Source organism: Sphingomonas sp. (genome assembly GCF_041661885.1).
GTDB lineage: Bacteria > Pseudomonadota > Alphaproteobacteria > Sphingomonadales > Sphingomonadaceae > Sphingomonas.
Map to the genome: position 1 here is coordinate 1 of NZ_JBAZTL010000001.1, position 24,691 is coordinate 24,691.

The window sequence follows — 24,691 nt, forward strand, 5'->3', positions numbered from 1 at the left end:
GCCAAGGACTTCGAACAGACCATCGCCTCGGCAACCGCCTGGATCTTCATCGCCTCAATCCAACTCTTCGTCCGACGCATCGCAACGTCATGAAATTACGACGGATAATTTCGAATCAGACTCTGAGAGCTTCCTCACGAACCCTCTAAGTCTCTCGCTCGCGCTCGCGCTTTTTCTGGTCCGCGGACTGATGCCCTTTAACGTTGGCGAGGTCGCCCAGGAGGTGGTCAGCCAGCTGACGGAGGGTTGGGATCTGAGGCGCGGAATCCGACGCTATCGTCACCTCAACGCGCCGCTCGTGAAATCAATTCTTGGAAGGCTTGCGGCGAAGCTCCAAGCGACCGGAGCGACCAGATTCGCGGAGGGCCTACTCGTAGATATCATGCCCGCAAGCCTTGCGGGTCTCGAGGGTAGCGTAGTGCTTGATGAGATTAGGGATGCGACCGGTCTCATCGGTGACAGCGGGGGCGGCTGGTCATTCACGCACCGGTACTTCCAGGACTTCTTTTGCGCAATGCACCTCACCGAACGCACGGCGGGTCTCGAACGTGAACTGACCAATCACGCTGAGGACTTGCGATGGGATGGGGTGTGGTCTCAGATTTCAGACTTGTGCGCTGAACCGGAGCAATTCGCGTCCGAGTTGGCCGCTCGAACGTCGAACGGACCAAAGGCACTGAGGTGGACCTCCTCCAGCTTGCTAAGTTCGAAAGGAATAACGCTGGAAGATGAAAGAAAGCTGTCAAGCCTGCTGACGCTCGAGTCGAGGCGCCTTCTGGATCAGGTCGAACTGGTCCAATATGCGAACAGAATACAACTTCTGCCGAGGGAAAAGAGTGACGTTCGGGGCGAGGATCTTCTATCGTTGCTCGCCGCTCTTAAGAACCTGAATTTTGCGCGACGGGACGAGCTGTTCCTCAGCATGATCCAGGATGATTTCGTGAGAACGTTCTTCAGTCGCTTGTGCCAAATGTTAAGCACTGGCGCCAAACCCACACCGATTGAGGGGTCAGAAGGTGTCTCGATGGTCGACGAATAATTTGGGCGACAGGATCGCGACCGACCGACCTTGCGACGGATTGGCCATAGTGCGCCAAAAGATACCATCAAAGCCAAGGGAAAATGTGGGACGAAAAGTGGGAACCGAAACGGTCAGATCGTCCGGAACGACGCAGTTTTCCCATTTTCAGCTTGACGCTGGTGACCTCTACGGCTGCCGAACGGCAGGAACTGGGCCGGCTGCGGACTGGCGGCTTTTGGCTGAGCGAGGGCGAAAGCGGACATCGAGAGCTGTAACTCGCCGCCCGAAATCTGCCTCTTTAGAGGCGCACGGTAAAGGCGAGAAATGGGCCGGTTGCTGATCGGCGAATTCTGGGAGCATCCGTAATAACCGCCGCGACGCGGTAACGGGATATGCCGCAGCTGGGCTCAGGGAGAGTCCCATCTGCCACAACCCCGGTCCCCAATCCAGAGTCATCCAGTATCCAAAGGTAGAAAGAGGAATGACGTTTCCGCGGGAAGCAGTCAACTCTGCCGCATTAAGGCTCGGCTACGATCTGGATCAGAAGTAGGATGCGCCATTATGGACAAATCGCTTTTCGGAGAGCTGAGAACGGTCTAGATTAAAATGCAAACTATGACCTTAATTCTTATCCCAATTGCGCATGATCCCCTCTGTCACGGTTCGGAATGGGTTGTTGAAGATATCGATCTGTTGGCCGAGCGCGTAGCGCGTGTTGCCTTGGGGCAATATCGTCATGTGGGACACATACTTGATGGGCTGAACGTTAGGCCCCCAAAGACATCCTTCGAAATTGGCGCAGATGCACTTACAAAAATGAAGGTCGATAAGAAGGGCAATGCGTGGCAGCGCGACGGCTGGATATTTCAAGTGATCTCTTGGATCGCCGCTAATCAGCAAAAGCAGGGCGCGATCTTGAAACCCCCGCATCCGTACCATGCGCATAAAGGCTTTGACGGGCTCCAGCTCGAAATTGCCGAAGACGGAAAGTCCGTGAAGGCGATCGTGATTTTCGAGGACAAGGCCACGTCCAATCCGCGCGGCAAGATAACGCAACAGGTATGGCCTGACATTGTCGATTTGGAAGCCGGCGCCCGCGTCGCGGAACTGACGAGCGAGACGACCGCGATGCTAGAGGCGCAGCAGCATGCCTTTCCTGCCCTAGACATCGACGAGGCGATCGAATCGATTCTATGGCATGAGGCGCGACATTATCGCGTCAGCGTCACCGTGAGTAATGAGCATAAAAGCGAAGAAAACCGAAAAGCGCTGTTCGCAGGGTTTGATACGTCTGCTAAGGGCGACCTCATCAAACGTCGCGCCGAAACCATGCATTTCGATGATCTGCGCGGCTTTATGAACGACTTCGCCGCGCGCGTGACCCAAAAGATCAACGAATTGGCGGCTGCAGGTGTTTGATCCGATCACCTCCGCCCTAATTGCGTCCTCGCCTCCACTGGCCGGGCTGGATCTCGACGCGTTGCCGAAGAAATTGACTGAGGCGTTCACCGACATTGTCGCGGCGCGCATCAGGTTGCGCGGGGTGCAAGGCGAAGCGGCTTCGGCAGAGCTGGCGACCGTCCTTGCAGAGGTGCGGCGGCTCGCCGCCGCGCATGAGGCCTTTGTCGCGCTGCTTCCCGAGCGCGAAAATCGTCGCGCCGCAGCTTTTGTCGCGGCGTCTGCACATCAGGTTTGCCTATTAGGGGAAGAGAGTAAAGGCGAGCGGATCGCGTCCTATGTTGATGGTGCGGGAGTGGCCTCGGAGGTTTCTGCCACGCTTCTGTTCCTCGTCGCGGAGGCGCATGCCGATGCGGCTGAAAGCGCTAAACGTATCAGGGCCGACCGTGACGAAAGCACTCCTGTTGAACGGGCACTGTTGCTCGCGATCAAATTGCTGGCGTCGGGGCGTCTGCGTGACGCGAGCCGCCTGCCTGCCCCAGCAATCGATCTGGAATTGGAATCGCCCGAACTTGCCGTCGAGGCGCTTTTGCTGGAGCTTCTTAAGGGCGTGAGGAGCATCGCCGCGCGGCTTATGCTGCGTGTCGATGCTGCGCCCGGCGTAGGAGGCATCGCGCCCGCCACCGAATTTTTTCAGCGCGTGAAGGATTTGAGCGTTGGACGGCTCGACGACATTCTCGTGCTGCCGGAGGCCATCGTCACCACCCCCGAACGTTGTCTAATGCTGATGTCGATGCAGCCAGAGGCTTTCGCCGATCTAGGGCTGATCGTGTTTGACGAGTGCCATTTGCTTCATCCGCGAGATGCTGAGCGCAGCCGCCGCAGCGTCGATGCGATGCTGGCAGTGCTGAATTTGACCCAGCTCGCGCCTGCGGCCGATCTCTTGCTTTTATCCGCGATGATGAAGAACGCTGAAGAAATCGCCGAATGGGCGAGCGAGCTGACCGGAAGACAATGCCTTGCGCTGAACCTCGCGTGGAAGCCCACACGGCAAGTCAGGGGTAGCGTCGTCTATCCCGCAAAACGGATCACGGAACTAAACGGCAAGCTCAAAGCCGCACGCGATGCCAATCCCAATCACCAGAACGCACCTGTGGCGGTGAAGCGGGAGATGAAAGCACAGCCCTTCGGTTTCTTCGGCCTTTTGCAGACGTGGGCTACCAAAAATCGCGGCGATTACACGTTGTTGCCACTGCTACCCGAGGAACACTCCCTTTCGACGGGGCGCTCAAAAGGCGGGCGCTGGTATCTCACGCCAAACGGCAATCAGACCAGCGCCACGCTGGCAGCTGCGGCGGCTTCTTCTGGGCTAAAGACACTTGTTTTCGTGCAGACGATTCCGCTGGCTGAAGCCTCCGCGCGTGATTTCCATCGGCAGCTCGACGCGCCGACGGTCACCCTGTCAGACAGTGAAGCGGAGCTATATCGTCTGGCCGCCGAGGAGATGGGCAACGCTAGCCATTGTTATCTCAGGCTAAGGGCAGACGGCGCTTTCGTCGGCGGTGCGGCAAGTCATCACTCACTGCTATTGCGAGAGGAGCGCCAATTGCACGAAGCGCTTTTCAAGCGCGAAGGCGGTATTAGCGTGCTGTTCGCAACTTCGACGCTCGCCCAGGGAATGAATTTGCCCAGCCAGGTCGTCATCATCTCCGGGGATTCGCGATTTGATCCCGAGGTCGACAAAATGGCGCAGCTAGAAGCGCACGAACTCCTGAACGCCGCGGGTCGGGCCGGACGAGCGGGCGAAGGTTCGCAAGGATTTGTTATGGTCGTTCCCAGTCGGGTTGTTGAGTTCGATGACCAGTCGAACCTGATTAATGCCCACTGGATAACGCTCCAGTCGATCTTTTCCCAAAGTGACCAGTGCTTGGTGATCGACGATCCGACGACGGCATTGCTGGACAAAATTCACGAAGGAACAGTTGATCACGGCATGCCTGCCTACCTGGTAAGCAGGTTACCGCTGCCAGCAGATGATGGCGGGGACGCTCCTTTGCGGACCCTCCTAAGCCGCTCCTTTGCGGCTTTCCGGGCCCGCAAACGCGGTGACGTGGAGTGGATCGAGAGTCGCATCGCATCAGCCTTTGCCGCAAAAAAGAAGCTGGAGCCGCCCGAAGCAGACCATTGGCTTGATCGCGTGTCAGGTTTGACCGGCGTTTCCGTTGAAACCCTCCGCGAAATTGGCGCCGTATTCGACGATCCGCAGCGTAGCGTGGATACAACAGTCGCGGTTGACGCGCTGGTCGCTTGGTTGAACGAAAAACCAGCCAAACTGCTTGAGCTGGTCCGGCCCGAGAATGTGCAAGGTCTGTTTGGCGGCGCATACGAAAAACTGGCGACCGACGATCAGCGCGGTCGATACGCGCTACCTGTAATTGAACCGATGCTAAAACGGTGGATGGCAGGCGAGCCACTGAAAAAGATTGAAGAGGCCTATCCCGGCGGAGGTGATCGTGAGAAGTGCGAATATTCACGACACTTCGTTCTCCGGCTGGTTCCTGACCTCGCGTTTCTCGCCGGGCTGCCAGCGCGCATATTACATGCGCGAAATGCGAAGGACGGGATTGAGGCCCCCATACGATCCGTCCTCACTACCTTAAGTGGGTCAGTGCGCGAGGGGTGTAGCGGAGCAGAATGTTTGGCGGTGCGGAAGAACGCGGGATCGTCCGTGTCTAGGGTAGCGGCACGCGGCCTATACGATCAAATCGCTCAGGCGATACCCGCAGGCACCGAAAACGAGGACTTTGAGGCGACGACAGATCGGGTACGTTCGGCTTGGGCGCTTTTGGCGTTCGATGATCTGGATGAATCCTAGGGTTTTCATACGAAACGCGCTTCGGGCTTAGGTTGCCTTGAGCCTGTAGCCTCAGACACGATGAACCAACGGCATCTGTGGACGCCCCTTTGGATGCAAGCGCTAAATCGGGGTATGTTGGCACGTAGTCGGATGCTGTCATCTGTCCGGCCTCGATGAGCAGCGCCATAGCTGCGGGCCAGTATGGGAGTGCGCGGACCGGATCCATTTCAGCTTTGCGCGCTTGGCTAGCGCTCTGCCATTCCCTGGTTCTTCCAGCCCCGTCTCGCCGACTGTTGTGCCATACCCTCCTTCGACCGCCTACGTCCCCGACGCCTCTGACCGCCGTCCCGGCTTACGCCGCGACCGCTGCCGGAGCCCTGTAATCCTCCCTCTTGGTGAGCAGCGCCCAGACCATGCGCGCCATCTTGTTGGCGAGCGCGACCGAGACGAGCATGCGTGGCTTGCGCGCCAGCATCCGCTCCAGCCATGAACCCGCTGGCGCACCGTGGCGACAGGCCTGGCGCACCATCGAGCTGCCGCCGATGATCAGCAGCCGTCTAATCGTTCGCTCGCCCATCTTCGATATGCTGCCGAGCCGTTGCTTGCCGCCGGTTGAGTGCTGGCGCGGCGCAAGGCCAAGCCACGCCGCGAAGTCGCGGCCTTTGCGGAACGTCTCGATCGACGGAGCGAGCGCGATAATCGCCGTCGCTGCGATGGGTCCGACCCCCGGGATGGTCATCAGACGCCGGGCCGCCTCGTCCGCCTTCGCCCGCCGCGCGATCTCGCGGTCGAGCACGGCGATCTGCTGGCCGAGCTCGCCCAGGAGATCGACCATGAGCTTGAACATCGGTCGCGCCGCCTCCGGCAGGCTCAAGGTCATCTCTTCATCCTCCAGAAGATCAGCCAGCATCGTCATGTGCGCGGTCCCGCGCGGTGCCACCCAACCATATTCCGCTAGGTGGCCCCGGATCGCGTTGATCAGCTGGGTGCGCTGACGCACCACAAGATCGCGGGTGCGGAACACGAGCCCGGCCGCTTGCTGCTCCTCGCTCTTCACCGCCACAAAGCGCATTCCCGGTCGCTGCGCCGCTTCACAGATCGCCTCCGCATCGATCGCGTCGTTCTTGTGCCGTTTCACAAACGGCTTCACGTACGCTGGCGGGATCAGCCGAACCTCGTGTCCCATCGCCTGCAACTCGCGCGCCCAGTGATGCGCGCCGCCGCACGCTTCGAGCGCAATCACGCACGCCGGCTGACCGGCGAAGAAGTCGAGCAGCTTGCCCCTCGTCAGCTTCCGACTGAAGACCATCGCACCGCGCTCATCTGCGCCGTGCGCATGAAAAACGTTCTTGGCGATATCCAGACCGATTGTGATAACCTGCGACACGGACGCCTCCCTCAGTGGTGAATCAACACCTCCACTCTGGCACATAGATGCCGCCGGGGGGCGTCCACCCCATCAGCTTTTGGGATTGCTCCGAAACAGACTGAACGGCTGAGAATAGGGCGTATTGCTGACAGTCTGCTCCCGACGAGAGCGAACGGGCGGTTGATGGGCCGATCGGGGACTGGCTGGATTTAGGAAATCGCGCTGGCTTAACAGTCATTCGCAAAGTCAGGGTGCGTCGGCAACGTCCTCCCCAGACCTAGCCGTTCATCGCTCGCTACAGGCACGGCAGGGTTCGTGGCTGACGGTCATTCGCATACAGATGCTTGACCGGATCATTCACGGCCCGCAAACCACTATCGGAGGCTGACATGGACTCTAACAAGTATTCCCGGTCGATTAGGCTCATTTGTCCAACATGCGCTAGCGCTGACTTCGAGTATGACAAAGAGACCGACGGCGGCCCGATCCGCTGCACGGCCTGCGATCGTGTGTTCAGCCGAGAGGAATTGATCCGCGAGAACGGAGAGATCATCGAAGCGGAGGTGTCCGAGGTGAAAAAGGAGATCGTTGACGATTTTACAAAGGACTTCCGTGATTCGATGCGGAAGGCGTTCTCCGGCTCCAAGCATATCAAATTCCGCTGATGCCCATGGTCCAGGTCGATGCCGGTGATATCGTCGCAACTCTGGCCTTGGTTATCGCCATCTACTCGGCGTGGACAACAGCCCGGTTCAACAAGCGGCAGACTGATTTTCAGGAGACGGCTGACCGATTGAACCGACTGCTGGTTGAGAAGGAGTCGGCGGAGACGGTGGCGCAGAAGCAGGCGGATATCTCGGCAAACTTCTACAAAGCCGGGAAGTCGAACTATCGCTTGAAGGTGTTTAACCGGGGCAAGGGCGTCGCATCGAACGTCCGCATCGAGGTGCTCGATGACAGCGGCTTGCTGATGGCAAGCGATATCAGGCGCAAGTTTCCGGTGCCTTCGATGGAGCAACATGCGTCGGTCGAATTGATCGCAACAGTCCACATGGACTCACCGAATCGCGTGCATATTCGGCTGACGTGGGACGACGCTACCGGGCATGAACACACGAAGGAACTTCACCCGACGTGGTGACCAGAGCGGGCGATCAGCCAGCGCCTGCCTATATGGGGCTGGCGCGCAGGCGCGACACTCACAGCAGGAGAGCATGATGCCGGCTTGGAAGGCGACGCAAGAACAACTCGAACTGGTGGCCGAGTGCCAGAATCTCAACGATCGAATCGTGGCAGAACCTCACCTGATCGGATCAGCAGAGGCCATGCAGGAGCTTCGCGACATGATCGAGAGGGCGGTCGAGGCCGACGTGCCGTCAGTCGTGATCACGCCTCTCCAGATTTGGGTATCGATGCATGATACCGAGATGGACCTGCCGGAGCACCTTCGCACTTTCCCACCGATTACGATGAAACGCGTCTCGGCTGTCGATCGCGTGCGTGAAGGCTATCGCCAGCGGATGGAGAAGCTCGGCCGGGACAACGATGCTGAAATCGCAAAGCTGCGCGCCACGAACCCGCAGCCGGGGTCGCCTGGCGAGGACATGTTGAAGGTGCGAACCGCGCATAAGCGCAAGCTTGATAAGGCGATTGAGGAGCTTCAGCCGCGCAAACCGTCATGACGCGGCCCGAACTTTTCGCTTGGTAGATGCGCAATGCGTGACCGGATCGATCTGCACGTTGCGGTCGATCCGGTCCGGCCCTGCCCCCAGCCGAAGAAGGCAGCGAGCAAGTCGCCGCGGGTGTTGTCAGCGCCCGGGCCGTGCAGACGCAGCGGCTGGAGGGCACCGCCCTGCGCACTCACGCCGACCTCGATGGCGATCTTCTGGAAGCCCACGCCATGCCCGACGAGGCGGGACACCGACAGCTCATGCAGACCGCCGAAGCGGAGCGAATTTCGGAGCGCGCCAGCAACTCCGTAACGCCGCGGAATAAGGCGAAGGCGGCATTGTCGCCCGCGATTTAGTCAGGGAACGCTGGCGAAAGGCAACTCTCGGCTGAACCGACGGTCCAGGGATGCATGTTGGGATGGCGAATTCGTCCCAAACTCCGTCGTTGAGATAAGCTTGTAAGCATAACCGCTTTCAAGCGATAGAGACGCTATCCGCTATGACAGAGATTAGGAAGCAAAGCGGCCACCCGATGCCAGCGCGATCCGTTACATCTCTGACCCGATGTGGGGAAAAGTGTGGGGTAGACAAAGTCTGCTTGTCAAAACGTTTAACAATTACATCAGATTAGCAAGAAATGAGAGATGCCTCCGTCTCCGCCAACGGCTTGCACAAAGCCAAATAAGTGTTCTGCCCTTTCAGGGGGCGTATGGTGGGTGCGCTGGACACCTCGTTGACGGCACATCTTTACGCGCGTTGTTAAGGACATTGGGGGACGGTGCATCGGCTCAAGCCCCAGGCGGTTCTACCGGGTGAGACCTACGCGACCGGTATCGCGAGGGATCAGGCGCATTCGAATGGATCCGGTCAAAAATCTACCGTTCGAGCGCTGTCCTATCATCCGCAAAGAGATCTACGATGCGGCTCAAATTGCAGTCGGCGAGCGCATGGTCAAAGTTTTCGGCCCGTAGCAGATCCGCCAGCGCGCGCTGGCGTTGCCCGATCAGGTCGATCGATTGCAGCGAGGTGCTGTGCGCCGCTGCCACTGCAGCATCTACGCACAACTCCACGCCGATCGCTTCGATGTCGATAGCTAACGCCGCCAGCTCCCGCGCGACGTTCTCAATTTGGCTGTGATCAAGCGGCAAGGCTGGGGCTCCGTGTTGGGCACGCGTACGCGGCAAGTTGAATGGGTGCAGCCGTCGCGGTTACCCCGCGTGCGATTGCGGCTTGGGCCATGCATGGAACCAGCGCGGTGGCAGGATCCTGGACAAGGCAGATGCCACCAGCGCTTTTGATCGCCGCGATGCCGGCCGCGCCGTCGTTGCCGTCACCGGAAAGCACGACGCCAATCGCCTTGGTGCCGCCGGTCTTCGCGACGGAGCCGAACAGCAAATCGGCCGACGGGCGTACGCCATTGACCGGATCGCGCTCGACGAGACGGAGGCGTCCGCCGGGCCAGCGGTCGACCACAACGTGAAAACGTGGGTCGACGGCGATGTACATCGTGCCTGGTTCGAGCGATTCTCCATCGGCGGCCAGTTTGACCTTGGCTGACGTATTTTTCGACAGGCGCGAGGCGAAGGGCACACCAAGCCCTTCGTCGATTGCCAGTGAAACGATGGTCGGCGGGCAATTGGCGGGGAAGGCGACGAGCATGTCGGAAGCGGCCTCGATCGCCCCCATGCCGCCAGCAACGGCAATGATTTCCCCATCCCAAACATAATCGCCGAGCGCGGCGGCGGGTGCAGTTGCGGCAGGCACTTTGCGGGCAGCAAGGTTGGTCTTCGCGGCGGTCAGCACAACCTTGCAGAGCTTGCCGGAAATCTTCTCGAACTCATCGGGCGTCGCGCGCTGGGGTTTGGGGAAACAATCGACCGCGCCGAGTTCGATCGCGCGCAGCGATACATCGGCGCCCTTTTGCGTCAGCGTCGAGAGCATCACGACCGGAATCGGTTGCTTCTCCATCAGCTCTGCCAGAAAATCGAGGCCGTTCATGCCGGGCATTTCGACGTCCAGCGTCAAGACATTCGGTTGCAACTTCGGGATCATCGCGCGGGCTTCATCGGCGCTATCGACCGCGCCGACGACGACAATATCCTTACTGCGCTCCAGCGCGTTGGTGAACAACGCGCGCATGGTAATCGAATCATCGATAACAAGAACTTTGGTGACGGCCATTATACTGGTACACTTTCACAAAACGGGGGGGCGGGTTAGGCCGCTTCGGCAATGTCGTTGGCATCGGTCAGCGACGGCAGGTCGAGGACCATCACCATCCGGTCGTCGATCGAAACGAGCCCTTCGAGGAAAGGGACGACCGCATCGCCCGTCGTCGGCGGCGATTGCAGCGATGCGATCGGGAAGGTGACGATGTCGCTGACCGAATCGACGATCAACCCGCGGAACTGCCCCAGGATCTGGGTGACGATGATGACATGGCGCGCGGTCGGCGCAGTCGCACGCCAGCCGAGCCGTGCGGCAAGATCGACCACGGGCAAAACCGTACCGCGCAGGTTGACCACGCCTGCGATATAATGCGGCACCTGCGGCAGGCGCGTGGTTGGCGTCCAGGCGCGGATTTCGCGAATGGCCATGATGTCGATGCCGAAGACTTGGGATTCGACTTCGAAGGTGATGAGCTGACGAGTCATGATCGATCCTGACAATGGGATTAGTGCGTTACGCGCCGGACCGCGGCGGCGAGCTTTTCAGCGTCGAATGGCTTGACGATCCACCCGGTTGCGCCGGCTGTTCGCGCGCGCGCCTTTTTCTCGTCGGAAGATTCGGTCGACAGGACGAGGATGGGACGGTGGACATGCGCCCCACCCGCCCGAACGCGTTCGATCAGCCCGAAACCGTCGAGGCGCGGCATATTGATGTCGGTAATCACGACATCGCAATCGTTACTGGCAAGCCATTCGAGTGCCGAAATGCCGTCATCGGCTTGCTCGACCTCGAATCCGTGGCCGACCAATGCGTTCTTGAGCAACCCGCGCATGGTCGCGCTGTCGTCAACCGTCAAAACGCGTATCTTGGGATTTAGCGCTGTCATCATTTGCTCCACCCGGTTCAAAAAAATTCGACTTCGCCGCGCGTTGTGGCGGGACGTTCTGTTGGCTGCTGAGCGATGCTGTCATCGACGAGCCGGAAGCGCGCCTGGCCGCGCGTGGGCCGGAAATCGACCCGGCGTGCGTGGACGCCCCCCAGGGACGATCGCACGAGCGGAACCCGCTCCCGTTCCAGAAAGTTGACGGCAAAGGTGGCGTTGGCCATCCCGATCCGCGTCATGCCGCTGTGCATGTTGGCACCGCCATAGAGATGCGCGCGAATCGCCGTCCGGCTGGCACCATAAGCCAGCATTTCGTTGATCAGCACTTCCATCAGATAGGCGCCATAATGTTCGTCAACGCCGCGTCCGCCCTTTGGCTCGGCCAGCAGGAAGTGATTCATGCCGCCGACATGGCTCGTCGGATCGAACAGGCAGCAGGCAATGCAGCTACCGAGCACGGTGGTGAATTCGACGCGTGGATCGCCGCTGACGCGCGCCTGACCCTGCATTACCGTCAGCCGCACGGGGCGGGGCTGGGGGGGCGTTGGTGTTTCGATAATCTGTTGCAGCATTAAATAACCCCTGCAAGCGCGTGGTCAGCGATACGGTGGAGCGGAGCGACCAAGCCAGCCGCCCCCAGGGCAATCGCGGCTTTGGGCATACCGAAGACGGTGCAGGTCGCTTCGTCTTGCGCGATGGTGGTGGCCCCGGCGCGCGCCATCGTGAGCAGTCCTTGCGCACCATCCGATCCCATGCCGGTCAGCAAGATGCCGATGGCCTTGTTGCCGACGGTTTCGGCAACCGTGCGAAACAGAACGTCAACGCTCGGGCGATGCCCGGAAACCTTGTCATCCGCGCGCATTCTGGCCCACGGGCTGGTTGCACTGCCGCGTATCTGCAGATGCCGATCATTGCCGGGTGCCAGATAGACATGGCCAGGCTTCAGCGGCTGATCGGGTTCGGCAGTGGTGATCGTAGGCGCGCATCGCTGATCGAGACGCCGGGCAACCGCCTCGGCGAAGTGGCCATTGATGTGCTGCACGATGACGGTTGGCGGGCAATCCGCGGGAAAGTTCTGGAGCACTTCGTGCAATGCTTCGACCCCACCGGTCGAGGCCCCGATTGCAATCAAGGCTGGTCGCTGATGTGCGGTCCGGGTGGGCACGGGCGGGGCAGGCGTGGGCGAGTTGGGGGGCGCGATGGGGCGCGCGCTCCGATCCCGCAAGCGCGCGGAGGCGGCATTGCGGATCAGCGTGGCGAGCCGTCCATCATCGCTCGTCAGCAGGGAGCCGATCTTGCCATCGGGCTTGGCGTAACAATCGACGGCGCCAATTTGAAGCGCGCGGACGGTTGCATCTGCGCCTGCGCGCGTCAGCCCCGAAACGATGATGACCGGGGTCGGCCTCAGCCGCATAACCTTGTCCAGAAACTCCAGACCGTTCATGCCCGGCATTTCGATATCGAGCGTTACGACATCGGGGTTTTGTTCCCGGATGATGGTGCGGGCCTCGGCGGCATCGGCGGCGGTCGCGATGACATTGATATCGGCTTCGCGCCGAAGCAATTCGCTCAGCAAAGCCCGCATGGTCGGCGAATCATCGACGATCAGGACGCGGATCGTCATGCCGCCACCTTCCGGTAGATGGTCGGGCCGACTGCCGTCAGCATTTGCGCGGCGGGCCCGGTTACGCGCTCGCTATGGCCGATGTACAGATGGCCGCCCGGCGCGAGTTGCTGGGCAAAGCGGTGGACCAGCCGGTCCTTGGTGGGCTGGTCGAAATAGATCATCACATTGCGGCAAAATATCACGTCGAACGGGCGCGCCATCGGCCAATCACCGAGCAGGTTGAGCGATTTGAATCGTACAAGCGCGCGGGCTTCATCGGCGATGGTGGCATGGCCGTCGCGCTCGCGCATCCACGCGCGCCGTAGCTCGCTCGGCACCGCGTTGAGCGAATCGACGCGATATCGGGCCGCCTCTGCCGTCTCGAGCGCGTGGTCGGCGATGTCGGTTGCGAGCAGCAGGAAATCGAGCCCGCCCAGCCGCGCGGCGGCGGCGCGGTCGGAGCCGAGCATCGTCATGATGATCGACCAGGTTTCTTCGCCGCTCGAACAGCCCGCCGACCAAATCCGCACTTGCTCGCCAGCGCTCGCGCGCTTCAATAATCCGGGACGAACCTCTGTGCCGAGATGATCGAAATGGTGATCTTCGCGGAAGAAGAAAGTGTGGTTGGTCGTCAGCGCGCAAATCGCCCGCCGCCGTTCCGAATCGTCCGCTTCGATCCGCTTTACATAAGCGGCAAAGGTGCCGCAGCCGGTGTTGCGTACCAGCGGGGCCAGCCGTGAATAGACCAGCATCGCCTTGCCTGGCACCAGCACGATCCCCGCGGTCTGGTGGACGATCTTGCGCACGGCCTCGAAATCAGCGGGCGCGTAAACGCCTTTGCCGATGCCGGGCAGCTTCTCAAAGGCCTCGGCGAGCGCGTTCACGCGGCTTCCTTGAGCGGTGGTGCTTCGCTCACCGCGCCTGCAACCAGCCCATCGACATCGATAATCAGGGCGACGCGGCCATTGCCGAGGATGGTTGCACCGGCCACCCCTTCGACCGGTCGGTAATGGGTGTCGAGGCTCTTGATTACGAACTGGCGCTGGTCGCAGATCGTATCGACGAGCAAGGCTGCCTGGCCCGCCGTTTCGGTATCGACGACAATCAACACCGCCTTGGTCGGATCAGCAACCGCCCCGCGCGCGCCAACCGGTCCCTCAAGCGGTAGAATGGGGATGAACCGCCCGCGCACGTTGAGCATCCCGCGCCCAGCGCCCAGATGGTGGACATCGCGCGGCTCGGGACGAAGGCTCTCGACGACATGGGCGAGCGGAACGACCAGGGTCTGGTCGCCCACGGTCACGATCATCCCGTCCGATATCGCGAGCGTCAGCGGCAGCGCGAGCGTGAAAACCGACCCCTTTCCGGGATGCGATTCGATCGAGATGCGACCGCGGAGTTCCTTCACATTTTGCCGCACCACATCCATGCCGACGCCGCGCCCCGAAATGTTCGATAGCGTCTGTGCGGTCGAGAAGCCTGGCGCGAAGATCAGATTGTCGATCTCCTCGTCGCTCATCACGGCATCGGCGGCGATCAGTCCGCGTTCGACCGCCTTGGCGTAAACGCGCGGTCGGTCGATCCCGCGACCATCATCGGCAATGCGGATGACGATCCGGCCCGAACGATGTTCGGCCGACAGTGACAGCACGCCCTCCGGCGGCTTACCGGCGGCGATCCGGTCGGCGACGGGTTCGATGCCATGATCGACCGCGTTGCGGATCAGATGCGTCAGCGGTTCGCTAAGCCGTTCGATCACGGTTTTGTCGAGCTCGGTTGCTTCGCCCGCCAGCTCAAGCCGCACCTTCTTGCCGGTCGATGCCTCAAGCTCGCGCAGGATGCGCGGCACGCGGCTGAACACCGATCCGATCGGCTGCGCGCGGATCGCCATCGCGCTTTCCTGAATGTCGCGAGTCAGCCCGTCGAGCATGGCAAGCTCCTCGATCCCGCCGAGATTGTGGCCGGCCAGGCGCTGCGTCATCATCGCCTGCGCGATCACGAGTTCCCCGACTGCGTCGATCAGGCGATCGAGCTTGGCGAGGTCAATGCGGATCGATTGACTGGCCGCTGATGCGGGTGCTGCGGCTTCGGTAGCGGAAGGCACCACTGCAATCGCAGGCTGAACCGGCACGGCAACGGGCGGGGCGATCGGCGTAGCGATGCTCGCTTGCACGGGTGCTTCGGCGGCGACCGGTGTCGCGTTTTCGTTGCCCGCTTGCGTGATGGTCAGGCTGCAACCGTCGCCAACAAAATCGAAAATCTCCTCGATCGCGGCGCGCTCGACCGTGCCGGACAGGATCACCGTCCAGCGAAGATAACCTTCGCCGGGGTTGAGCGCATCGAGCTCTGGCACCGCGCTATCGTCGAGCGTGACGCAAGCTTGGCCATTGCCCAGTTCGCAAAGTTCGCGCAGCAGCAGCAGCGGCTCACCGCCATTGGCGAGAGCACCGACATGCGGATGAACCGTGACGATCCAGTCGACATTGGTCGCAATGTCGGCAGCAATATCGCCGAGCATCGCATCAAGATCGAAGGAAAAATCGTCGTCGTCCGTCACCCCAACGGCGTCGCCATTCGTCACGCCATCCGTCATGTCCGTTGCCAGCACGCCAGTCTGAGCCGCGGCGAGCTGCGCGAGCAACGCGGAGTCATCCGGTGCCGCATCGCCATCGCGGGCGGCCCCGACATGATCGCCCAGAACGTCGAGCGCACGCAGCATCAGCCCGACCAATGGTTCGCTGATTGCCAGTGTCCCGTCGCGAACATCGGACAGCAAGGTCTCGAAGCCATGCGTATAGGCTTGCAAGGCGCTGAAGCCGAACGCACCCGCGCCGCCCTTGATCGAATGGACCGCGCGAAAGATCGCGTTGACCGTTTCATCGTCGGTATGGCCCAAGCGACATCGATCGAGTGCCGCTTCCGCAGCCGCAAGCGCTTCATCGCATTCGACGAAGAAGATCGCCTGGATTTCTTCGTTGGTCATCGCGCGTCTCCACCGTCGAGCAGGTGATCGGCTCCGATCATCGTCAGGGTCGCACGCATCGCGTCGGATGCTGATACCGTCAGCGCCGTCTGATGCGCGAACGCCATCTTCCGGGCGCCGAACAGCACCTGCAACATCGCCTGGCCGAATTGGACCACGCCGCCACCGTCGATCATGACATCGCCAGCCGCCACTGCGGCCCGCAATTCGGGGATTAAATCATCAACTGCCTGTCGATCGCATCGGGCCGGCAGGATCAGGGTTGAATGCGGCATGGTGCCAAATCCCGCTTAGAATTCAGACCAATTGTCATCGCCATCGTCGGATTTCAGGGCGAGATTGCCCGAAACCATCGGCGCGCGCGCCTTGCGCTTTGGTTTCAGCCGGGTTGGCGCTACCGCACGAGGTGCGGGCGGTTCGCTGGCGAGCTTGAAGCGCGAGACGACATCGGCAAGCGTTTCGGCTTCGCTGGCCAGGCTGCGCGCCGCCGCAGTCGATTCCTCGACCATTGCGGCATTTTGCTGGGTCATCTTGTCCATTTCGCCAACCGCGCCGTTGACCTGTTGCAGGTTGGTGGCCTGCGTTTCCGCAGACTCGGCAATGGTCGTAATCATCGTGCTGACGGTGCTCACGTGCATCTGGATCCGGTCGAGCAGCGTGCCGGTCTCACCGACAAGCGACACGCCCGCGCCGACCTGCTCGGCAGATGTCGTAATCAACCCCTTGATATCCTTCGCCGCGTCTGCGGATCGCTGGGCGAGCGCGCGGACTTCATTTGCCACGACCGCGAAGCCCTTACCGGCATCGCCTGCGCGCGCCGCTTCGACGCCCGCGTTCAACGCGAGCAAATTGGTCTGGAAGGCGATACCGTCGATGACGTTGATGATCTGCGTAATTTCGCTCGCCGATTTCTCGATCGCGCCCATTGCCCCAACCGCACGCTTGACGACCGCACCACCTTGGCTTGCTTCGCGGTGCGCTTCATCGATCGAACGGCTGACTTCGGCGGCACCCTTTGCGGTTTCGCGCACCATCGTCGTCACTTGATTCATCGCAGCCGCAGCTTCTTCCAGGCTTGCCGCTTGCTGTTCGGTGCGCAACGCCAGGTCATCGGATGCCGCGCGGATTTCCGAAGCGCCGCTGTGCACGCTGGTCGCGGTGGCCGATACGCTCGACAAAATCTCGCCAAGACCGGCGATGGAACGGTTGAAGCCCGTTCGCAGGCTTTCATATTCGGGTGCTAGCGGGGTTTCGATCCGATAGGTCATTTCCCCTGCGGCAAGCGCATCCATCGCGCGCGCCAACTCATCGACGACTACGCGTTGCTTGGCCTCATTTTCGGCCTGTGCCCGCGATGCACCGCGAAAGACTTCAACGGCGGCAGCCATCGCGCCAATTTCGTCCGGGCGCTCGGCTCCCGGCACGGCGACATCGAAGTCGCCAGCGGCCATGCGTTGCATCGCATCCGCAGTGACGGAAAGCGGCAAAAGCGCCTGCTTCATGACGTACCAAAGCCCGGCGACCAACAAGCCAGTGACGATAAGCCCGATGCCGATCAACCATGCCATCGCCCACGCCACTCCAGCGTTGCTCGCTTCGCCAAGCTTGGTCTGGTAAGCGAGCGTCGACGCGATAAGCTTATTGATCTTGCTGCGTTGATCGTCGTGATCGTTCGACAAGCGCGCATAGCTGGCGCGCATTGCCGCATCATCTTTCCGCTCTATCGCAGGGATTAGCTCATTGTCGATTTCGTTCCAGAATTTGTTAGCGGATGCCCCCGCTTGATCGATCAGCTCTTGCTTGAGTGTGGGATCCAGGTCGGCGTTGGACCAGTAGGTGTGTCGGTCGTCATACTGCTTGTGCAGTTCCGCGATGCGGGCCTTGCGAGTCCCCAAAGACGATGGGTCGTTTACGAGCAGCGTTGCCTCGAGATAGGGCTCGATAACATATTCGGGGGGCGTCAGAATTTCGGCTGACAGATCGCTGACTAGCTGGCTTTTTACCTGGATTGGGCCGCCAAAGCGGATTTGATTAATTTCGATCGATGCGACCACGCCCGCGATGGCGATTGCCCCCAGAATCAAGGCGCCGCCAATTTGTCCGTTCCGCTTGATACTCATTTTTACCAGCCCCATTGCAATACAGATCGCAGGAGCTGGGTAATTTCACTTAGTTAACAAACGTTTTTCCAATCGGGCGCGTCGGCGCGGTCGAAAATTCGGTTTGGTAAGGGTTCCGCCAACGCGCCGTCGCACAGTGGCGGCGGTGCGATCCCGCCTGAAGCGAGAGCGGAATACGTTCCATTTGTTATAGTAAAATCAAATGGTTAATTGGCAACCCCGATTTGGATGCGATCCGTATTGGTTGGGGTTTTGTGCGTTATATGGGCCATCGTGAGATGGGGTGTCTGTAACGAAATCTCCCTTGGTGCGCGGTTTCGGGAAATCGTATCGATCATGATCGTGTGCAAACAAATCTTCGTCGAGTCCGGCGTCCACGCTTTGAAAATGAGAATCGGTTGATCGGTGCCCGTTGGCAGCGGGGACTGATTCGGTGGAGCGGAGATACCCTCCGCTCCACCGATCCTGTGTTTCCTCCCGCTTAGAAAGTATAGCGCGCCGATGCTGAAATCGTGCGGCCGTTCGCTGCCCGGCCCCAGCCGACACCGCTTGCCGGAACGTTCGTCTGGCTGATTTCGATGATGGCCAGTTTGTCGAAGACGTTGTTGACGTTGAGCATCAACTGCAGCCGATCGACCGGGCGATACTGAATGAAGGGGTTGACCAGCGTATAGCCCGGAATCTTCAGGGCGTTGACGTCCTGCGCAGAGCTGTTCGTGTTGCCCACGATATAGGCACCGACCGTGAACTTCCGGCTCTCATATTGCGGCGTGACTTCGTAGATGAATTTGGGCTGGCGGCGTGGCACCATACCGGCGACGGCAGCGTTCAACCGGTCGCTGATGATCTTGGCGGAGGTGTAGGTCAACCCGCCGTTGATGCTGAACGGTCCACGCTGGAAACCGGCTTCAATTTCGGCACCATGCGCACGATATTTGCGATCTGTCGTGATGGCACCGGCCTGAACGTTGGTGTCTTCGGTATTGGCAATGAAGCCGGTGATGTTGAAGGTCAGCCCCGGCTTGCGGAACTTCAGGCCAGCCTCCGCCTGCGTCACGATGTCCGAACCATCGGCCGAATCGGGCAGGCTGCCATCGGTAACGCTGACCTTGGACGAGAACAGGATCTTGTCGGCGTTCGCCCGCGCGCCGCGGCTGTAACGCGCAAACACGGCAAGCGGCTCGGCAACGCGGAAATTGATGCCGGTCGAATAGCTTAAATACCCGTAATCGTAGCTGACCGGGGCGGGGCGCGTCAGCGGGATGACGTTCGTCTTTGATTCGGCAACCGAAATCACGCCGTCGCCATTGAAGTCGTAGCCAATCGTCCCGATGCGCCCGCCGCCCAGATCATAGCCGAACAACTGGCCACGCACCTTGCCAAAGTCATAGCGGATGCTGCCGCCGATCGCGATTTTGCCGATATGATAATTGATCGAGCCATAAGGGGCGGTCACGTCATATTGGACATCGTAGGTCCGCCGGAAAAAGCCGGTGCTGCCGGATCGCGTGAACCCGAGGAAACCATCCTGGCTTTGCGGAACACCGGCGGCGTTGGTGTAGTTGATCAGCGACGAATTGCCTCCGCCGCGCGCATCCTGGGTAATGTTCGAATAGAGCCAGTCCGATACAAGATCCTGCAGCGATTTGTACACGCCACCGGTCAGCGTCAGGTTCCCCCGGCCGATTTTGAAAACACGCGTCGCGCGAACGTCATTGGTGAAATTGTCCAGCGAACGCACGTCGATCTTTGACAGCGACGTGGCGACGATCAGGCCGTTGCCGTTGATGTTGGCGGCGGGCGTGATGACCTGGCCCGCTCTGGGGCCGTTGGCGTAGGTCAGCGTTCCGGTCCCCGCGCCAAGCGATGCGGGCAGGCCGTTGGCGGGATAGATGTTGGCCACGAGATCACGAATGGTGGTGCCCGAAATCTTCGAATAGCGGGCGCGTTGGGTAACGGTCCAGCCGGCGACATCGAACTGCGATTCGATGCCGATTGCCTTTACCAGCGCGCTCAGACCCTGGCTGACCGGCACCTTGATCGGCTGGTTATTGCCGTCGAGCGTCGGGAAGCTCGTGATATAGCGCGACAGGACCGAATCCCGGCGGGCGTCGAAATTTGCAAAGCTCGAATAATGCGGGTCGGCATCGGTGCCGGTGATCCGGATTGGTCCGGGCAAATAAGCGGGTGCCCGGTCGTCGAGATATTTGCCCGTGAGGCGAACATATCCCGCGTTGAATTCCTTGGTGATGTTGAACTTGATCTGGCCGCCCTGAAAGGCGTTGAAGCCGACCGCGCGGGGGCCTTCGCCCGTGCGATAGAAGCCGCCCACGTGGAAGCGCAGCGTATCGTTGATCCGGCCGCCATAGTCGAAGTCGAGCCGCTTCGTGTCATAGTCGAGCCCGCTGGTTAGCTGGATCGCGCCACCCGAGACATCGCCGGTCTTGGAGATCAGGTTGATTACGCCGCCCGGCGAATTTGAGGCAAAGGTCGATGCCGATCCACCACGGATCGCCTCAACGGCGGACAGATTGAAGTCCGCACGGATGAAAAGGTCCGACGCGACGTTGAAAAAGTCGCCAAATTCGAGGACGGGCAAGCCGTCTTCCTGGATCTGCATGAATTTGGAGCCGCCCGAGGCAAGGGGGAGGCCACGGATCGTATAGCTGCCATTGGCCTCACCGGTCGACGCTTCGGTCCGGATGCCGGGGATGCTGCGCAGGATTTCGGCAAGCGAGCGCGCGCCGATCTTCTGGATATCATCATTTTTGAGCGCGCTGGTCGACGTCGCACTGTCGAGGCGGTCGCGTCCCTTGGCGACGCCGGTCGAGAAGACCGCTTCAGCAGGCGCGACCTTGGCCGGTTCACTGGCTGCGTCGTTCGTTACTGCATCTTTAACAGCGGGGACTTCACGAGCCATCGCGGTTGACGCAAGCGTACATGTAGCAACGCCCAAAAATAGCTGATATACTTTCATCATCATCTGCCCTCAGTTTGGTCGTATTGTAGAAGGCTGAGGACGTGATCGTGTTGGATGACGCAAAAAAGTGCGTCCGGTCGGCCACCAAGGCGAAGCTTGCGCAATGTTCCAGGGGGGATGGTTGTGGGATTGAATGGCTTCTAACGCCCGGACAATATCGCGCACGGATGCAGCGCTCGTCGAACCTTGATCCGCCACGCGGGGGCGGTACGCGGGTCTTCAGCCGCCTGATGCTGCCGTTAGTGGCGGCAAGCGCAGCGCGTTAGGGCTTGCTCGCAATACTCGACAAGTCGGTCGCCGGATGGATCGCGACGCCGCTTGCCTTGCGTTCCGAATAGCGATCGACGAGCTGGGTTGCGTGGGGGCGCAGCAGGACGGTGAACCGGACCAATTCCTCCATCACATCGACGATCCGGTCGTAATAATCGGATGCTTTCATCCGCCCGGCTTCATCAAACTCCTGGAACGCCTTTGCCACGCTGGACTGATTGGGGATGGTGAACATCCGCATCCAGCGACCGAGAATGCGCAGCGTGTTGACGCTGTTGAACGATTGCGACCCCGCCGAAACCTGCATCACGGCAAGCGTGCGCCCCTGGGTCGGCCGGATGCCGCGCAGGGCAAGCGGCAGATGGTCGATCTGCGCCTTCATGATGCTGGTGATTTGGCCGTGGCGTTCGGGGCTGCACCAGACGTGCCCTTCCGACCATATCGAAAGTTCCCGCAGTTCGTGGACCGCCGGATGGTCGTCACCAGCAATCTGGTCGGGAAGCGGCAGGGCCGAAGGGTCGAAGATTCGGGTTTCCGCACCGAAGAAGCGTAACAGCCGCGCCGCCTCTTCCACGCACAACCGCGAGTAAGAGCGTTCCCGCAGCGATCCGTAGAGCAGCAGGATGCGCGGGGCGGGTTCATCCGGGCCGAGCCCGGTGGCCGGGCGTCGATGCGCGAAAGCGGGGTTGAGCGCGGGAAGATGGTCGGGATCGGAAAGGATTCGCAGTGCCATCAGCCAGCACCGATCCGCAGCGCAAGCGCGGCGAGCGTTATGGTGAGGATGGGAATCGTCAGCATCGCACCGACCCGGCAATAATAGCCCCAGCCGATGCGAATGTCCTTCTGGCCGAGCACGTGGAGCCACAGCAGCGTCGCGAGGCTGCCGATCGGCGTAATTTTCGGGCCGAGATCGCACCCGATGACATTGGCGTAGATCATCGCCTCGCGCACCGCGCCGGTCGCGTGCGTTGCATCGACCGAGAGCGCCCCGACGAGCACCGTCGGCATGTTGTTGAGGATCGACGAGAGGATCGCCGCCATGAATCCCGTACCGAACGCCGCGCCCCACACGCCGCCCTGGGCCGCATGATCCAGCGCGGAGGCGATATAGCCGGTCAAACCGGCATTCTTGAGCCCATAGACCACCAGATACATACCGAGCGAAAAGATCACCACTTGCCAGGGCGCGCCACGAATGACCTTGCCAGTCTGGATAACATGGCCGCGCGCGGCGATCGCGATCAGCACCAACGCACCGGCGGCGGCGGTTGCGCTGACCGGCACGCCCAACGGCTCCAGCAGGAAGAATCCTGCCAGCAGCAGCGCGAGCACCACCCAACCGGCGCGGAAAGTCGCGCGGTCGCGAATGGCGTCGCCGGGCGCGCGCAACTGGCCGAGATCGTAATCGGCGGGAATATCGTGCCCGAAGAACAGCAGCAGCGCACCCAGCGTCGCCACGATCGCGGCGAGATCGACCGGCACCATCACCAGCGCATACTCGGCAAAGCCAAGCTTGAAGAAGTCGGCCGAAACGATGTTGACCAGGTTGGAAACGACCAGGGGCAAGCTGGCGGTATCGGCGATGAACCCCGCCGCCATTACGAAGGCAAGCGTCGCCTTGATGCCGTAACCAAGTGCGCGGAGCATCGCGATTACGATTGGGGTGAGGATCAACGCCGCCCCGTCATTGGCGAACACGGAAGACACCGCCGCGCCCAGCAAGACAACCAGTGCGAACAGCCGCTTGCCGCTGCCGCCGCCCCAGCGCGCGACATGGAGCGCGGCCCATTCGAAGAAACCGGCCTCGTCGAGGATCAGGCTGATGAGGATGATCGCGACGAACGCGCCGGTTGCGTTCCAGACGATGTTCCACACCACCGGCACGTCGGCGAGCGTGATGGCGCCCGCCAGCAACGCCACACCCGCCCCGGCCATCGCGCTCCAGCCGATGCCGAGGCCCTTGGGTTGCCAGATGACGAGCGTGATCGTCGCGAGAAAGATCAAAGCGGCGACGAGCATCAGGCGATCCGCGCGCCGGTTGCGTCCACGACCTGCTCGCCATCTTCCTTGGCGAACGCGCCTTGTTGCGGTGTGGGCAACAGATCGAGCACCGCTTCCGAGGGACGGCACAGCTTGACGCCAAGTGGCGACACCACCAGCGGACGGTTGATGAGGATCGGGTGCGCCATCATTGCGTCGAGCAGCGCGTCGTCGCTCAGGCTCTCGTCCCCAAGGCCAAGCTCGGCGAACGGTGTGCCCTTTTCGCGCAGCAGATCGCGCGGGCGTATCGCGGCACGGTCGATCAACTGGACGAGCAGCGCGCGCGACGGTGGCGTCTTGAGATATTCGATCACGTGCGGTTCGGTCCCCGCGTTGCGGATCATCGCCAGTACGTTGCGCGAGGTGCCGCATTCCGGATTGTGATAGATGATGATGTCCGGGTTCATGCGATGGCTCCTGCCGTCTCGGTTGCGCCCTCGGTCTGGCCGATTTCGCGCAACTTCGTCTTCAGCGTGAGCGCGTCGATGCTCTCGATCGGGAGGGCGAGCAGCAGGTTGATGCGATTGCTGAGATAGCGCATCGCAGTCTCGAACGCGTGCCGCTGACCCTCACCTTCCACGGCGGCGGGGTCTTCGATGCCCCAATGCGCGGTAACCGGGTGGCCCGGCCAGATGGGGCAAACCTCACCGGCGGCGTTGTCACAAACGGTGATGATGATGTCGATTGCCGGCGCGTCCGGCCCGGAAAACTCGTCCCAGCTTTTCGAGCGCAGGCCTTCCGTCGACATGCCCGATGCGCGCAACACCTCCAGCGCCATCGGATGCACGGCCCCCTTTGGGAAACTACCCGCCGAAAAGCCGCGGAAGCGCCCGCGGCCCAAAGTGTTGAGCAACACCTCGGCCAGGATCGATCGCGCGGAATTGCCCGTGCAGAGGATCAGGACATTGTAGATACGCTCGCTCATGCGTGCCCCTCTTGGTCGCAGTGGCTGCGCAGGACCATATCGGCCAGCCGCGCGCAGATTTCCGGGTTGCCGCCGCAGCAATCCTCCATGAGATATTCGAGCAGGTCCGCCATGCTTTCATATCGCGCCGAATAGATCACCGAGCGTCCGTCGCGGCGGCTCTCGATCAAATCGGCATGGGCAAGGATATTGAGGTTCGACGACAAGGTGTTGGGTGGAACGTCGAGCTGTCGCGCGATTTCGCCCGCCGCGACGCCTTCGCGCCCTGCCTTCACCAGCAGACGAAAGACGGCAAGGCGTCCTGGATGGGCCAGGGCGGAAAGCCCGGTGACAGCGTTTTTCAGTTCCATGATTCGTCTATACCGGAAACATGGCGTGTCTCAATGACACGCCATGATCC

The 24,691-nt window shown here is 60.9% G+C and carries 25 protein-coding genes and 1 pseudogene; 8 read left to right on the forward strand and 18 right to left on the reverse strand.

Annotation, left to right across the window (positions count from 1 at the left end; genetic code table 11):
- The 4 genes and pseudogenes from WC704_RS00005 to WC704_RS00020 all read left to right on the forward strand — a co-directional run.
- Positions 1 to 93: pseudogene (locus WC704_RS00005) on the forward strand (IS5/IS1182 family transposase); the annotation flags it as partial.
- A 97-nt stretch (positions 94 to 190) separates the two neighbouring features.
- Entirely contained in the window at positions 191 to 1,039 is an 849-nt protein-coding gene (locus tag WC704_RS00010; RefSeq protein WP_372887953.1) for an NACHT domain-containing NTPase, read from the forward strand.
- Between the two features lie 597 nt (positions 1,040 to 1,636).
- Positions 1,637 to 2,440, forward strand: coding sequence for a hypothetical protein (locus tag WC704_RS00015; protein WP_372887954.1), 804 nt, complete (start codon positions 1,637 to 1,639; stop codon positions 2,438 to 2,440).
- The gene (locus tag WC704_RS00020; RefSeq protein ID WP_372887955.1) at positions 2,433 to 5,294 is read left to right on the forward strand and encodes a helicase-related protein; all 2,862 of its coding nucleotides are present in this window, start codon (positions 2,433 to 2,435) and stop codon (positions 5,292 to 5,294) included. The genes WC704_RS00015 and WC704_RS00020 overlap by 8 nt, the downstream gene beginning before the upstream one ends.
- Before the next feature lie 334 nt (positions 5,295 to 5,628).
- On the opposite strand, the gene WC704_RS00025 is transcribed toward WC704_RS00020, so the two are convergent.
- Positions 5,629 to 6,663 (reverse strand): IS110 family transposase, encoded by a 1,035-nt coding sequence (locus WC704_RS00025; protein WP_372887956.1) that lies wholly within the window; start codon positions 6,661 to 6,663, stop codon positions 5,629 to 5,631.
- Positions 6,664 to 7,034: 371 nt separating this feature from the next.
- Here WC704_RS00025 and WC704_RS00030 point away from each other — a divergent pair, with 371 nt between their 5' ends.
- From WC704_RS00030 to WC704_RS00040, 3 genes are all read left to right on the forward strand, one after another.
- Positions 7,035 to 7,310 carry a hypothetical protein gene (locus tag WC704_RS00030; protein WP_372887957.1) on the forward strand — a complete coding sequence of 92 codons (276 nt, stop codon included), beginning with the start codon at positions 7,035 to 7,037 and terminating at the stop codon, positions 7,308 to 7,310.
- Entirely contained in the window at positions 7,310 to 7,786 is a 477-nt protein-coding gene (locus WC704_RS00035) for a hypothetical protein (protein WP_372887958.1), read from the forward strand. Before WC704_RS00030 ends, WC704_RS00035 begins: the two co-directional genes overlap by 1 nt.
- A gap of 76 nt (positions 7,787 to 7,862) precedes the next feature.
- Entirely contained in the window at positions 7,863 to 8,327 is a 465-nt protein-coding gene (locus WC704_RS00040) for a hypothetical protein (protein ID WP_372887959.1), read from the forward strand.
- Here WC704_RS00040 and WC704_RS00045 read toward each other — a convergent pair.
- Positions 8,306 to 8,566, reverse strand: coding sequence for a hypothetical protein (locus WC704_RS00045; RefSeq protein ID WP_372888731.1), 261 nt, complete (start codon positions 8,564 to 8,566; stop codon positions 8,306 to 8,308). The genes WC704_RS00040 and WC704_RS00045 overlap by 22 nt on opposite strands.
- Here WC704_RS00045 and WC704_RS00050 point away from each other — a divergent pair.
- Positions 8,468 to 8,671 (forward strand): hypothetical protein, encoded by a 204-nt coding sequence (locus WC704_RS00050; protein ID WP_372887960.1) that lies wholly within the window; start codon positions 8,468 to 8,470, stop codon positions 8,669 to 8,671. The genes WC704_RS00045 and WC704_RS00050 overlap by 99 nt on opposite strands.
- A 519-nt stretch (positions 8,672 to 9,190) precedes the next feature.
- Here the strand turns inward: WC704_RS00050 and WC704_RS00055 are convergent.
- The 16 genes from WC704_RS00055 to WC704_RS00130 all read right to left on the reverse strand — a co-directional run bounded on the left by WC704_RS00055 (position 9,191) and on the right by WC704_RS00130 (position 24,641).
- Positions 9,191 to 9,463, reverse strand: a complete 273-nt coding sequence (locus WC704_RS00055; RefSeq protein ID WP_372887961.1) for a hypothetical protein — start codon at positions 9,461 to 9,463, stop codon at positions 9,191 to 9,193.
- Entirely contained in the window at positions 9,453 to 10,496 is a 1,044-nt protein-coding gene (locus WC704_RS00060; protein ID WP_372887962.1) for a chemotaxis protein CheB, read from the reverse strand. Before WC704_RS00060 ends, WC704_RS00055 begins: the two co-directional genes overlap by 11 nt.
- Before the next feature lie 35 nt (positions 10,497 to 10,531).
- Positions 10,532 to 10,969, reverse strand: a complete 438-nt coding sequence (locus tag WC704_RS00065; RefSeq protein ID WP_372887963.1) for a chemotaxis protein CheW — start codon at positions 10,967 to 10,969, stop codon at positions 10,532 to 10,534.
- Between the two features lie 20 nt (positions 10,970 to 10,989).
- A complete protein-coding gene (locus tag WC704_RS00070) occupies positions 10,990 to 11,370 on the reverse strand; it encodes a response regulator (RefSeq protein ID WP_372887964.1) in 381 nt (126 codons plus the stop codon).
- 17 nt (positions 11,371 to 11,387) lie between these two features.
- Positions 11,388 to 11,939, reverse strand: coding sequence for a chemotaxis protein CheD (locus tag WC704_RS00075; RefSeq protein WP_372887965.1), 552 nt, complete (start codon positions 11,937 to 11,939; stop codon positions 11,388 to 11,390).
- Complete coding sequence (locus WC704_RS00080) at positions 11,939 to 12,991, reverse strand: chemotaxis response regulator protein-glutamate methylesterase (RefSeq protein WP_372887966.1); 1,053 nt, start codon at positions 12,989 to 12,991, stop codon at positions 11,939 to 11,941. The genes WC704_RS00075 and WC704_RS00080 overlap by 1 nt, the downstream gene beginning before the upstream one ends.
- The gene (locus tag WC704_RS00085; protein WP_372887967.1) at positions 12,988 to 13,857 is read right to left on the reverse strand and encodes a protein-glutamate O-methyltransferase CheR; all 870 of its coding nucleotides are present in this window, start codon (positions 13,855 to 13,857) and stop codon (positions 12,988 to 12,990) included. The genes WC704_RS00080 and WC704_RS00085 overlap by 4 nt, the downstream gene beginning before the upstream one ends.
- Positions 13,854 to 15,956 (reverse strand): chemotaxis protein CheA, encoded by a 2,103-nt coding sequence (locus tag WC704_RS00090; protein ID WP_372887968.1) that lies wholly within the window; start codon positions 15,954 to 15,956, stop codon positions 13,854 to 13,856. The genes WC704_RS00085 and WC704_RS00090 overlap by 4 nt, the downstream gene beginning before the upstream one ends.
- Positions 15,953 to 16,231: an STAS domain-containing protein gene (locus tag WC704_RS00095; RefSeq protein WP_372887969.1), complete on the reverse strand. Its 279-nt coding sequence runs from the start codon at positions 16,229 to 16,231 to the stop codon at positions 15,953 to 15,955. Before WC704_RS00095 ends, WC704_RS00090 begins: the two co-directional genes overlap by 4 nt.
- Positions 16,232 to 16,246: 15 nt before the next feature.
- Positions 16,247 to 18,076, reverse strand: a complete 1,830-nt coding sequence (locus WC704_RS00100) for a methyl-accepting chemotaxis protein (protein ID WP_372887970.1) — start codon at positions 18,074 to 18,076, stop codon at positions 16,247 to 16,249.
- A gap of 481 nt (positions 18,077 to 18,557) precedes the next feature.
- Complete coding sequence (locus WC704_RS00105; RefSeq protein WP_372887971.1) at positions 18,558 to 20,996, reverse strand: TonB-dependent receptor domain-containing protein; 2,439 nt, start codon at positions 20,994 to 20,996, stop codon at positions 18,558 to 18,560.
- Positions 20,997 to 21,318: 322 nt separating this feature from the next.
- The gene (arsH, locus tag WC704_RS00110; protein WP_372887972.1) at positions 21,319 to 22,059 is read right to left on the reverse strand and encodes an arsenical resistance protein ArsH; all 741 of its coding nucleotides are present in this window, start codon (positions 22,057 to 22,059) and stop codon (positions 21,319 to 21,321) included.
- The gene (locus WC704_RS00115) at positions 22,059 to 23,345 is read right to left on the reverse strand and encodes an arsenic transporter (RefSeq protein WP_372887973.1); all 1,287 of its coding nucleotides are present in this window, start codon (positions 23,343 to 23,345) and stop codon (positions 22,059 to 22,061) included. Before WC704_RS00115 ends, arsH begins: the two co-directional genes overlap by 1 nt.
- Complete coding sequence (arsC, locus tag WC704_RS00120; RefSeq protein WP_372887974.1) at positions 23,345 to 23,773, reverse strand: arsenate reductase (glutaredoxin); 429 nt, start codon at positions 23,771 to 23,773, stop codon at positions 23,345 to 23,347. The genes WC704_RS00115 and arsC overlap by 1 nt, the downstream gene beginning before the upstream one ends.
- On the reverse strand, positions 23,770 to 24,291 hold the full coding sequence (locus tag WC704_RS00125) for an arsenate reductase ArsC (RefSeq protein ID WP_372887975.1): 522 nt from the start codon (positions 24,289 to 24,291) through the stop codon (positions 23,770 to 23,772). Before WC704_RS00125 ends, arsC begins: the two co-directional genes overlap by 4 nt.
- Complete coding sequence (locus WC704_RS00130) at positions 24,288 to 24,641, reverse strand: ArsR/SmtB family transcription factor (RefSeq protein ID WP_372887976.1); 354 nt, start codon at positions 24,639 to 24,641, stop codon at positions 24,288 to 24,290. Before WC704_RS00130 ends, WC704_RS00125 begins: the two co-directional genes overlap by 4 nt.
- Positions 24,642 to 24,691: the final 50 nt, after the last annotated feature.

Coding starts and splice junctions, on each gene's coding strand:
- WC704_RS00010 (WP_372887953.1), top strand. CDS start 191: ATGCCCTTTAACGTTGGCGAGGTCGCCCAGGAGGTGGTCAGCCAGCTG.
- WC704_RS00015 (WP_372887954.1), top strand. CDS start 1,637: ATGACCTTAATTCTTATCCCAATTGCGCATGATCCCCTCTGTCACGGT.
- WC704_RS00030 (WP_372887957.1), top strand. CDS start 7,035: ATGGACTCTAACAAGTATTCCCGGTCGATTAGGCTCATTTGTCCAACA.
- WC704_RS00035 (WP_372887958.1), top strand. CDS start 7,310: ATGCCCATGGTCCAGGTCGATGCCGGTGATATCGTCGCAACTCTGGCC.
- WC704_RS00040 (WP_372887959.1), top strand. CDS start 7,863: ATGCCGGCTTGGAAGGCGACGCAAGAACAACTCGAACTGGTGGCCGAG.
- WC704_RS00060 (WP_372887962.1), bottom strand. CDS start 10,496: ATGGCCGTCACCAAAGTTCTTGTTATCGATGATTCGATTACCATGCGC.
- WC704_RS00065 (WP_372887963.1), bottom strand. CDS start 10,969: ATGACTCGTCAGCTCATCACCTTCGAAGTCGAATCCCAAGTCTTCGGC.
- WC704_RS00070 (WP_372887964.1), bottom strand. CDS start 11,370: ATGACAGCGCTAAATCCCAAGATACGCGTTTTGACGGTTGACGACAGC.
- WC704_RS00075 (WP_372887965.1), bottom strand. CDS start 11,939: ATGCTGCAACAGATTATCGAAACACCAACGCCCCCCCAGCCCCGCCCC.
- WC704_RS00080 (WP_372887966.1), bottom strand. CDS start 12,991: ATGACGATCCGCGTCCTGATCGTCGATGATTCGCCGACCATGCGGGCT.
- WC704_RS00090 (WP_372887968.1), bottom strand. CDS start 15,956: ATGACCAACGAAGAAATCCAGGCGATCTTCTTCGTCGAATGCGATGAA.
- WC704_RS00095 (WP_372887969.1), bottom strand. CDS start 16,231: ATGCCGCATTCAACCCTGATCCTGCCGGCCCGATGCGATCGACAGGCA.
- WC704_RS00100 (WP_372887970.1), bottom strand. CDS start 18,076: ATGAGTATCAAGCGGAACGGACAAATTGGCGGCGCCTTGATTCTGGGG.
- WC704_RS00105 (WP_372887971.1), bottom strand. CDS start 20,996: ATGGCTCGTGAAGTCCCCGCTGTTAAAGATGCAGTAACGAACGACGCA.
- arsH (WP_372887972.1), bottom strand. CDS start 22,059: ATGGCACTGCGAATCCTTTCCGATCCCGACCATCTTCCCGCGCTCAAC.
- WC704_RS00115 (WP_372887973.1), bottom strand. CDS start 23,345: ATGCTCGTCGCCGCTTTGATCTTTCTCGCGACGATCACGCTCGTCATC.
- arsC (WP_372887974.1), bottom strand. CDS start 23,773: ATGAACCCGGACATCATCATCTATCACAATCCGGAATGCGGCACCTCG.
- WC704_RS00125 (WP_372887975.1), bottom strand. CDS start 24,291: ATGAGCGAGCGTATCTACAATGTCCTGATCCTCTGCACGGGCAATTCC.
- WC704_RS00130 (WP_372887976.1), bottom strand. CDS start 24,641: ATGGAACTGAAAAACGCTGTCACCGGGCTTTCCGCCCTGGCCCATCCA.